13 protein-coding genes are annotated in these 8,013 nt (G+C 76.6%); 4 read left to right on the top strand and 9 right to left on the bottom strand.

What is annotated here, in order from left to right; all coding sequences use genetic code 11:
* Nucleotides 1-110: 110 nt before the first annotated feature.
* Nucleotides 111-533 carry a PaaI family thioesterase gene (locus ACI781_RS15560; protein WP_456567025.1) on the bottom strand — a complete coding sequence of 141 codons (423 nt, stop codon included), beginning with the start codon at nucleotides 531-533 and terminating at the stop codon, nucleotides 111-113.
* Entirely contained in the window at nucleotides 530-892 is a 363-nt protein-coding gene (locus ACI781_RS15555; RefSeq protein ID WP_456567024.1) for a VOC family protein, read from the bottom strand. The genes ACI781_RS15560 and ACI781_RS15555 overlap by 4 nt, the downstream gene beginning before the upstream one ends.
* A 182-nt stretch (nucleotides 893-1,074) precedes the next feature.
* On the opposite strand from ACI781_RS15555, the gene ACI781_RS15550 reads away from it, so the two are divergent.
* Entirely contained in the window at nucleotides 1,075-1,788 is a 714-nt protein-coding gene (locus tag ACI781_RS15550; RefSeq protein WP_456567023.1) for a YbaK/EbsC family protein, read from the top strand.
* Between the two features lie 3 nt (nucleotides 1,789-1,791).
* Here the strand turns inward: ACI781_RS15550 and mscL are convergent, their stop codons facing one another.
* The 4 genes from mscL to ACI781_RS15530 form a co-directional block, all read right to left on the bottom strand.
* Complete coding sequence (gene mscL / locus ACI781_RS15545; RefSeq protein WP_456567022.1) at nucleotides 1,792-2,229, bottom strand: large conductance mechanosensitive channel protein MscL; 438 nt, start codon at nucleotides 2,227-2,229, stop codon at nucleotides 1,792-1,794.
* A 52-nt stretch (nucleotides 2,230-2,281) separates the two neighbouring features.
* On the bottom strand, nucleotides 2,282-2,899 hold the full coding sequence (gene cpaB / locus ACI781_RS15540) for a Flp pilus assembly protein CpaB (RefSeq protein WP_456567021.1): 618 nt from the start codon (nucleotides 2,897-2,899) through the stop codon (nucleotides 2,282-2,284).
* An 84-nt stretch (nucleotides 2,900-2,983) separates the two neighbouring features.
* Nucleotides 2,984-3,313 carry an FmdB family zinc ribbon protein gene (locus ACI781_RS15535; RefSeq protein WP_456567020.1) on the bottom strand — a complete coding sequence of 110 codons (330 nt, stop codon included), beginning with the start codon at nucleotides 3,311-3,313 and terminating at the stop codon, nucleotides 2,984-2,986.
* 466 nt (nucleotides 3,314-3,779) lie between these two features.
* Entirely contained in the window at nucleotides 3,780-4,307 is a 528-nt protein-coding gene (locus tag ACI781_RS15530) for an ArsI/CadI family heavy metal resistance metalloenzyme (protein WP_456567019.1), read from the bottom strand.
* A gap of 99 nt (nucleotides 4,308-4,406) precedes the next feature.
* Here ACI781_RS15530 and ACI781_RS15525 point away from each other — a divergent pair, with 99 nt between their 5' ends.
* The 3 genes from ACI781_RS15525 to ACI781_RS15515 are packed head-to-tail and all read left to right on the top strand — an operon-like array spanning nucleotide 4,407 to nucleotide 5,973.
* Nucleotides 4,407-4,796, top strand: coding sequence for an ArsR/SmtB family transcription factor (locus ACI781_RS15525; protein WP_456567018.1), 390 nt, complete (start codon nucleotides 4,407-4,409; stop codon nucleotides 4,794-4,796).
* Between the two features lie 5 nt (nucleotides 4,797-4,801).
* Nucleotides 4,802-5,539 carry an aquaporin gene (locus ACI781_RS15520; protein ID WP_456567017.1) on the top strand — a complete coding sequence of 246 codons (738 nt, stop codon included), beginning with the start codon at nucleotides 4,802-4,804 and terminating at the stop codon, nucleotides 5,537-5,539.
* Nucleotides 5,536-5,973 (top strand): arsenate-mycothiol transferase ArsC, encoded by a 438-nt coding sequence (locus ACI781_RS15515; protein WP_456567016.1) that lies wholly within the window; start codon nucleotides 5,536-5,538, stop codon nucleotides 5,971-5,973. Before ACI781_RS15520 ends, ACI781_RS15515 begins: the two co-directional genes overlap by 4 nt.
* A 25-nt stretch (nucleotides 5,974-5,998) precedes the next feature.
* On the opposite strand, the gene ACI781_RS15510 is transcribed toward ACI781_RS15515, so the two are convergent.
* The 3 genes from ACI781_RS15510 to ACI781_RS15500 all read right to left on the bottom strand — a co-directional run bounded on the left by ACI781_RS15510 (nucleotide 5,999) and on the right by ACI781_RS15500 (nucleotide 7,995).
* Nucleotides 5,999-6,169: a hypothetical protein gene (locus ACI781_RS15510; protein WP_456567015.1), complete on the bottom strand. Its 171-nt coding sequence runs from the start codon at nucleotides 6,167-6,169 to the stop codon at nucleotides 5,999-6,001.
* Between the two features lie 27 nt (nucleotides 6,170-6,196).
* Nucleotides 6,197-7,363 (bottom strand): lactate 2-monooxygenase, encoded by a 1,167-nt coding sequence (locus ACI781_RS15505; protein WP_456567014.1) that lies wholly within the window; start codon nucleotides 7,361-7,363, stop codon nucleotides 6,197-6,199.
* Nucleotides 7,364-7,443: 80 nt separating this feature from the next.
* Nucleotides 7,444-7,995, bottom strand: a complete 552-nt coding sequence (locus tag ACI781_RS15500) for a dihydrofolate reductase family protein (RefSeq protein ID WP_456567013.1) — start codon at nucleotides 7,993-7,995, stop codon at nucleotides 7,444-7,446.
* Nucleotides 7,996-8,013: the final 18 nt, after the last annotated feature.

Genomic DNA, 8,013 nt, shown 5'->3' with positions numbered 1-8,013 from the left:
CCCCCCCGCCCCCCCCCCCCCCCCCCCCCCCCCCCCCCCCCCCCCCCCCCCCCCCCCCCCCCCCCCCCCCCCCCCCCCCCCCCCCCCCCCCCCCCCCCCCCCCCCCACGGTCAGGTCTGCGGCCGCGGCACGTTCTGCAGCCGCACCTGGCCGCGGGCGACGGTCTTGCCGTCCTCGGCGCGGGTCAGCACGACCTGCCACAGCTGCAGGGTGCGGCCCTGCTGGATCGGCTCGGCGACGACGTCGAGCCGCCCGGCGGTCATCGGGCGCAGGAAGTCGGTGCTGTTGTTGACGCCGACGGCGAACTGGCCGCGGTCGGCGACGGCCGCGCTCGCGCCGATGCTGGCGGCGGACTCGACGACCGCGCAGTAGAGACCGCCGTGCACCACGCCCCACGGGGTGTGCTGCTCCGGGCCGGTCTGCACGGTGCCGGTGACCCGCGTGCCGGTGGCCTCGGTGACGTCGAAGGCGGTCGCCGCGACGAACGGGCTGGCGACGGCCAGGTCGACCGGGGGCAGGTCGGCGGCGCTCACGCGGCGTCCCAGACCAGGCAGAAGGGGTGGCCGACCGGGTCGGCGTAGACGCGGAAGTCCCCGCCGCCGCCGGGCAGCTTCCGGGCGCCGAGCGCGAGCACCTCCCGCTCGGCCTGCTCGACGTCGGTCACGAAGACGTCGAGGTGGAACTGCTGCGGCCGGTCGGGGTCGGGCCAGTCCGGCGGCTGCAGGTCCGGTGCCTGCTGGAAGGCCAGGCGGTGGCCCTGCCCGGTGACCACGACCCAGTCGTCGCCCGGGCCGCCCTTGCTCACCTCCAGCCCGAGGAGCTCGGCGTAGAAGGTGGCGAGCGCGTGCGCGTCGGGGGCGTCGAGGACGACGGAGTGCAGCCGGCCGATCATGGCCCCCATCCTCGTGCGGCCGGCCGGTCGCGGCCCAGCGGGGATCCGGCCAGGAACCAGCCGGATCCGGCCGCCCCGTGTGCAGGACCGCACTCCTGCCCGGGGCGGAACCGCACTCCTGCCCGGGGGCGGGGGCGGGGGCTCGGGTGCGCGGGTCGGCGGCGGTGCCGGAGGATCGGGAGGTGCCCGACGCCGTTCCCGCCCCCAGCCTCGGCTCCCTGACCTGGCTGCCCGCCGCGCAGCACCCCGAGCTGCTCGGCGCGCCCGTCGCGGCAGCCCTGCCCGCCCTCGACGGCGCCGCGTGGGTCGCCGCCATCGACGAGGACCTGGCCGACACGGCCGCGTTCAGCGAGGCCTACGACGTGCCGCTGGAGGCGTCGGCGAACTGCGTGGTGGTCGCCGCCCGGCGCGCCGGCCAGACCAGCCTCGCGGCGTGCCTGGTGCTCGCGACCACGCGTGCCGACGTCAACGGCCTGGTGCGTCGCCACCTCGACGCCCGCAAGGCGTCGTTCGCCCCGCAGGACGTCGCGGTGGCCGGCAGCGGCATGGCCTACGGCGGCATCGCCCCGGTCGGCCTGCCCGCGGGGTGGCCGGTACTGGTGGACGCCGCGGTCGCCGCCGCCGGCCTCCTCGTCGTCGGGTCGGGCACGCGCGGCAGCAAGCTCGCCGTCCCCGGGCCGGTGCTGGCGGCCCTGCCCGGTGCCGAGGTGGTCGAGGGCCTGGGCCGGCCGGTGCCGGTCGAGGAGCCACGGGCGGTGGCTCCGCCCGCGCCCGCCCCGGCGGCCGAGCGGGCGCCCGACGACCGGGACGTCGGCTGGGGCGAGCGGTTCCCCGACGTCAGCGACGACGACCGCCGCTACCTGGAGGACCGCCCGCCGCACTGGGGCAGCGACTAGCGCCTACAGCTGGCCGGGGAACGTCGTCGTGCCCGGACCCGACGGGTCGCGGCCGGGGCCGGCGCCCTGCTGGGCGCGCAGCAGGTCGCGGATCTCCACCAGCAGCTCGATCTGCGTGGGCCCGGCCGGGCCGGCCTCCACGCCGCGCTTGCGGCGCTCGGCGATCTTCTTCAGCGGCAGCACCACGAGGAAGTAGACGACCGCCGCGGTGATCACGAACGTGATGACCGCGTTGACGAACGCGGCCCAGTCGAAGACCTGCTCGTTGACCGTGAAGGTGCCGCCCTCGAGCCCGCCGCCGCCGAAGAGCGCGATGAGCGGCTCGAGGAACGAGGCGGTGAACTGGCTGACGACCGCGGTGAACGCGGCACCGATGACGACGGCCACGGCGAGCTCGACGACGTTGCCGCGGAGCAGGAAGTCCTTGAATCCCTTGAGCATGGGGCCCATTGGCGCACGCGCTCGCGGAACGGGTCCAGCACCGTACGGAGTGTCACGGCGGGGGCAGGCTGAGCGTCAGGGTCGAGGTCGTCGCCGCGGCCGCCAGCTCCGCGGCCGTGCCTACGTCGACCGCGAGCAGCAGGAGCCCGGCAGCGGGGTCGTCGGGGCCGGAGGGGGCGAGCAGCACCAGGGCTCCGCCGGCCACCCGGCGCGCCTGCCCGTCACCCTCGGCGGTGGCCAGGACGTCGACCCGGTCGCCCGGCCGGGCCAACGCGCTCACCGCGACGTCGGCCGGGCGCACCGGCGCGGCCACCGTGCCCGGGGGCAGCAGTGCGGTCAGGCCGGCGCCCACGAGGCGGACGTCGGTCACGGCCTCCCCGGCGCGGACCGCTCCGGCCAGCGTGCGACCCACCAGCGCCGCGGGGTCTGTCGCCGCCCCGCCCGGGGCGGCGGGGAGCCGGACGACGGCCAGGTCCGGCGCCGCCAGCACCGTCCCGGCCGGCAGATCGGCGGCCGCGGTGACCACGGGCGCGCCGGCCTCGACGGCGTCCGCGGCCGGCCCGGCGGGCGGGGGTCGCACCGCCAGGACGAGCGCGCCGGCCGCCAGTGCCGCGGCCAGGCAGCGACGGACGAGGACGGGGATCGACCGGGGGCGGCGCAGGCGGACCATGCCCACCACCGTGCGCGGCCGGCGCCCTCCGCGAGGGGCCGGCCGCGAGGATGTGGACGGGCGGGCGCGCTGTGGACGGCCCGGTCAGCCGGCGCTGGCGGCCTTGGCGGGGGTGCTGCTGGAGCTGCTCGACGACGAGCTCGTCGACGACTCCTTCTTCGCGCTGCTGCCGCCGTCCGAGCCGGACGACGAGGAGGAGCTCGAGGACGCCGACTCGCTGGCCGACGAGGTCTTGCGGCTGTCGGTGCGGTAGAAGCCCGACCCCTTGAACACGACGCCGACCGAGCCGTAGACCTTGCGCACCCCGGCGCCGCACTGGGGGCACTCGGTCAGGGCGGCGTCGGAGAACGACTGCACGACCTCGAACTCGTGCTTTCCGTCGGGGTTGGTGCAGGCGTACTGGTAGGTCGGCACGGCGGGATGCTCCTGGTCGGACGCGGGTGGGGCGCGCCGGGCTGGCACTCTCACCCGGCGACTGCCAATGATGCGCCACCGTTCGCCGTCCGTCCATCACCCGTGGGCGAGGTTCACGTCCACGGCCGTGATGTGGGTGACCGCAGGCGCAGCGTGTGCCGTGGCCGGTCCGAGCGGCGTGGGCGGCCCCGGCGGTGGCCAGGAGGCAGGGCTGACAGCGCCGGCCGACGGCTGTGCGGCCGGGCCGTGCCCGGCCGCGGGGGGGGGGGGTGGGGGGGGGGGCCGGGCCCGGCCCGCGCGGCGACCCCCGGTGCGGTGCAGCGAGGGTCGCCGCGGTCCTGTCAGCAGCAGCCGGTGGCGCACTCCTGGCTGGTGCAGCCCTCGCAGCACTCGTCGGTCATGGCGGGTCACCTCCTCTCGGGGGCGGTGGTGGGCGCGGCGGCCGGACCCCGTCGACGCCGGGGGCTCAGCAGCAGGCGGACGGGGCGGCCGGCTGCGCGGTGGTCGCGCCGCCGGCGGGCGCGGTGGTCCCCGCGGCGGGGGCGCAGCAGGCCGGCGCGGCGCCGGGGGAGCCGGGCCCGCTGCCGGTGTCGGCGGCCGCCGCTGCTGTGTCACCGGAGAACGTCTGCGAGTCGGCGAGCACGGTGTAGATCTCGAAGCGCACGTCGTCGGGGGTGTTCTCCACCCAGAACTTCGTCTGCTCGGCGTAGCAGCAGGTCGAGTCGCGCTCCTCGGTGGAGGCGAGCCCGGCCGCGGCGAGGCGGGCCTGCTCGGCGTCGACGGTGGCGACGTCGGCCACCTCGATGCCGAGGTGGTTCAGGGTGCCGCCGGCGCCCGGGTTCTCCAGCAGCACGAGCTTCAGCGGCGGGTCGGCGATCGCGAAGTTCGCGTAGCCGGGCCGCGTCTTGGCCGGCTCGACGCCGAAGAGCGTGCTGTAGAAGGCGGTGGCGACCGCGACGTCGTCGACGTCGAGGGCGAGCTGGATGCGGGACACGGGGACCTCCGGGGCCTCGGCTCGGGGATCGGAGCCATTGACGGTTGTCGATGAATGACTGTGCCGCTAGCATCGACAACTGTCAATGGATCCGCGTGAGTGGCCGCCGACGACGAGGAGACCGACCCGATGACCGTCCGCGAGCTGCCGGTGCTCGACCAGCCCGAGGGAGGCGCCGCCTGCTGCGCGCCGCTGTCGGTCGAGCTGCTCTCCGCCCCCGACGCCAGGACGCTGGCCAGGCAGTTCGCGGCCCTGGGCGACCCCGTGCGCCTGCAGCTGGTGTCGCTGCTGGCCACCGCCGAGGGCGGGGCGATCTGCGTGTGCGACCTGACCGGGCCGGTCGGCCGCAGCCAGGGCACGGTCAGCCACCACCTGCGGATCCTCGTCGAGAGCGGACTGGCCACGAGCGAGAAGCGCGGCCGGAACGTCTGGTACGCCGTCGTGCCCGCCGCGCTGGAGGCGCTGCGCGGCGCCCTGGCCCCCCGCTGACCGCGGTGGGGTCGGCGCTGGCGCGCAAGGCGCTGGCCGAGGGGCTCGGCACGTTGCTGCTGGTCGCCACCGTCGTGGGCTCCGGCATCGCCGCGCAGCGGCTGTCCCCGGACGACGTCGGTCTGCAGCTGCTGGAGAACGCGCTGGCCACCGGGGCCGTCCTCGTCGCGCTGATCCTCGCGCTGGGCCCGGTGTCGGCGGCGTTCAACCCGGTGGTCACCCTCGCCGAGCGGCTCCTCGGTGCGATCAGCACCCGCGACGCCGTGGTGTTCATCGCCGCCCAGTTCGCCGGGGGCGCCGCCGGCGCGGTGCTCGCGAACCTGATGTTCGACCTGCCCGTGATCGAGGTCAGCACGCACGACCGCGCCGGCGGCGGGCTGTGGCTCGGCGAGGTGGTGGCCACCTCCGCGCTGCTGCTGGTCGTCTTCGGCGTGGTGCGCGGCGGCCGCGGGCCGCACGTCGCCTACGCCGTCGCCGGCGTCATCACGGCCATGTACTGGGCCACCAGCAGCACGTCCTTCGCCAACCCCGCGGTCACCGCCGCGCGCACGCTGAGCGACACGTTCGCCGGCATCGCCCCGGCCTCGGTGCCCGGCTTCGTGGTCGCCCAGCTGGCCGGCGCCGCGCTCGCCGTCGGCGCGGTCCGGCTGCTCTACCCGGACGCGGCCGCCGTGGCCGGCGAGCTCGCCGCCACCGACCCCGCCGACCGCCCCCGCCGTCCCTCCCCGGAAGGAACCCCATGAGCGCCGGACGCCCCTCGGTCCTGTTCAGCTGCGTGCACAACAGCGGCCGGTCGGTCGCCTCCGCCGCGCTGGCCCGGCACTACGCCGGCGACGCCGTGGAGGTCCGCGACGCGGGCTCCGAACCGAGCGGCGAGGTCAACCCGGTGGTCGCCCAGGTCCTCGCCGAGGCGGGCCTGCCGGTCACCGGCCACACCCCGACCAGGCTGAGCCACGAGCTGGTCGACGCCGCCGACGTGGTGATCACCCTCGGCTGCTCGGAGCAGTGCCCGGCGGTGCCCGGCGCGCGGATCGAGGACTGGCCGATCGACGACCCGAAGGGCCAGGACCCGGCCACGGTCCGGCGCATCGTCGCCGACCTCGACACCCGCGTCCGGGTCCTGCTCGGCGAGCTGGCCCCGCAGCTGGCCCTGCCGCCGTCGGTGCTCGAGGGCTGACGCGGCCGCGGCGCCGGGGGCCGGGTCAGTCGCCGTCCGCGTCGCCGGAGCCGCCGTCGGCCCAGGGCAGGGCGTCCACCCGCCAGTCGGCCGGGGGCGGCACCGGCTCGGACTGCACCTCGACCTGGGCGTCCAGCGGCACCCGCGCGCCGGCGAGCAGCTCGTCCTCCGCCAGCCGGTACCGGTTCTCCGTCATCGCCACAGACTGGCAGGCGCACGGGGCTCACCGCACGGGGCGCAGCGCCTCCCGGTGCAGCGCGCCGACCGTCGGGTAGCCGTTGATGGCCATCGTCAGGTCGGTCTCGGCGAGCAGGCAGCGGAGCACGTGCTCGATCCCGGCCTGGCCGCCGACTGCCAGGCCGTAGGCGTAGGGACGTCCGACGGCCACCGCCCGCGCCCCCATCGCCAGCGCCTTGACGACGTCGGCGCCGCCCCGCACCCCGGAGTCGAAGACGACCGGCGCGTCCCCCGCGGCGTCCACGACCTCGGGCAGGCAGTCCAGCGCCGGCAGGCCGCCGTTGGCCTGGCGGCCACCGTGGGTGGAGCAGTAGATGCCGTCGATGCCGGCGTCGACGGCGCGCCGGGCGTCGTCGGGGGAGCAGATCCCCTTCAGCAGGATCGGCAGCGTGGTCAGCGAGCGCAGCCAGGGCAGGTCCGCCCAGCTGAGGCTCTGGTTGCCGAAGACCCGCGACCACGCCCCGACCGCGGCCTGCGGGTCCTCCTCCGGCGGCGCGGCCAGCCGCGACCGGAACACTGGGTCGGACATGTAGTTGGCCAGGCACAGGCCCGTCAGCTGCGGGAAGCTCGCGATGGACAGGTCCCGCGGCCGCCAGCCCAGCGCCAGGGTGTCCAGCGTGATGACGACGGCGGTGAACCCGGCCGCCTCCGCCCGCCGGACGAGGCTCTCGGTCAGCTCCCGGTCGTTGGGCGGGTACAGCTGGAACCAGCCGGGGGTGTCGCCCAGCGCCGCGGCGACGTCCTCCATCGGGTCCTGGGTCAGCGTGGAGGCGATCATCGGGACGCCGGTCGCCGCCGACGCGCGGGCGGTGGTGAGGTCCCCGTGGCCCTCCGGCTCGCAGATGCCGATCACCCCGACCGGGGCGAGCATCAGCGGCGTGGGGAACCCCTGCCCGAACAGCTCCACGGACAGGTCCCGCTGGGCCGCGCCGGCGAGCATCCGCGGCATGAGGCCCCAGCGGGTGAACGCGGTGACGTTGGCCCGCTGGGTGTGCTCGTCGCCGGCGCCGCCGGCCACGTAGGACCACACCTCCCGGGACATGGCCCGTTCGGCCGCCGCCTCGAGGCTGGCGAAGTCCATCGGCAGCGCCGGCGTCACGCCGGTCAGCCCCTCCAGGTAGATGCCCAGCTGCCAGTCCCCGAAGTTGGCCACGTGCACTCTCCTTGCGCTGGTCGCGGGCGGGTCCCTGCAGCGTCGCAGGCCCGCGCCGTCCTGTCGCCGCGGGAGCGCGCTCAGCACACGCGGAAGTGCAGCGTCGTGCGCACGCCGACCTCCGCGACGCCGATCTTCTCCAGCGCCCGGGGCCCCGCACCGGCGAACAGCGGCAGCCCCGAGCCGAGCAGGACGGGCATGACGTCCACGCGGAGCTCGTCGGCGAGCCCGGCCGCCAGCAGCTGCCGGTTGAGGTCCGCGCCGCCGACGACGGTCACCGCGCGGTCGCCGGCCGCCGCCACCGCGCGTGCCACGGCTGCCGCCACGCCGTCGGTCTCGAACGTGAACGTGAGCCTGTCGGTGCCCCGCGGCGCCACCGCGGGAGGGGAGTGGGTGACGACGACGACCGGCACCTGGAACTCGTAGTCCGCATCCGCCCACGCGTCCGGGCCACCGCCCATGTCGAACGTGCGCCGGCCCATGAGGACCGCCCCCGTCTCCTCCTGCAGGGTCCGCATGTAGTCCGAGTCCGCCAGCACGTCGAAGTCCGGGTACAGCGCGGCGGAACTGCCCGCGTCGTCGGCCACGAAGCCGTCCAGCGACATCGTCATCCCCGCGATCACCCTGGCCATCGGTCCGCCTCTCCTCGC

Source organism: Blastococcus sp. SYSU D00695 (assembly GCF_054050555.1).
Note: the sequence above shows the minus strand (reverse complement) of the source record. Positions and strands in the feature narration are given on the sequence as shown.

What these genes read in the sequence shown, in the direction of transcription:
- ACI781_RS15555 (WP_456567024.1), bottom strand. Translation starts at nt 892, where the DNA reads ATGATCGGCCGGCTGCACTCCGTCGTCCTCGACGCCCCCGACGCGCAC.
- mscL (WP_456567022.1), bottom strand. Translation starts at nt 2,229, where the DNA reads ATGCTCAAGGGATTCAAGGACTTCCTGCTCCGCGGCAACGTCGTCGAG.
- cpaB (WP_456567021.1), bottom strand. Translation starts at nt 2,899, where the DNA reads ATGGTCCGCCTGCGCCGCCCCCGGTCGATCCCCGTCCTCGTCCGTCGC.
- ACI781_RS15515 (WP_456567016.1), top strand. Translation starts at nt 5,536, where the DNA reads ATGAGCGCCGGACGCCCCTCGGTCCTGTTCAGCTGCGTGCACAACAGC.
- ACI781_RS15510 (WP_456567015.1), bottom strand. Translation starts at nt 6,169, where the DNA reads ATGACGGAGAACCGGTACCGGCTGGCGGAGGACGAGCTGCTCGCCGGC.
- ACI781_RS15500 (WP_456567013.1), bottom strand. Translation starts at nt 7,995, where the DNA reads ATGGCCAGGGTGATCGCGGGGATGACGATGTCGCTGGACGGCTTCGTG.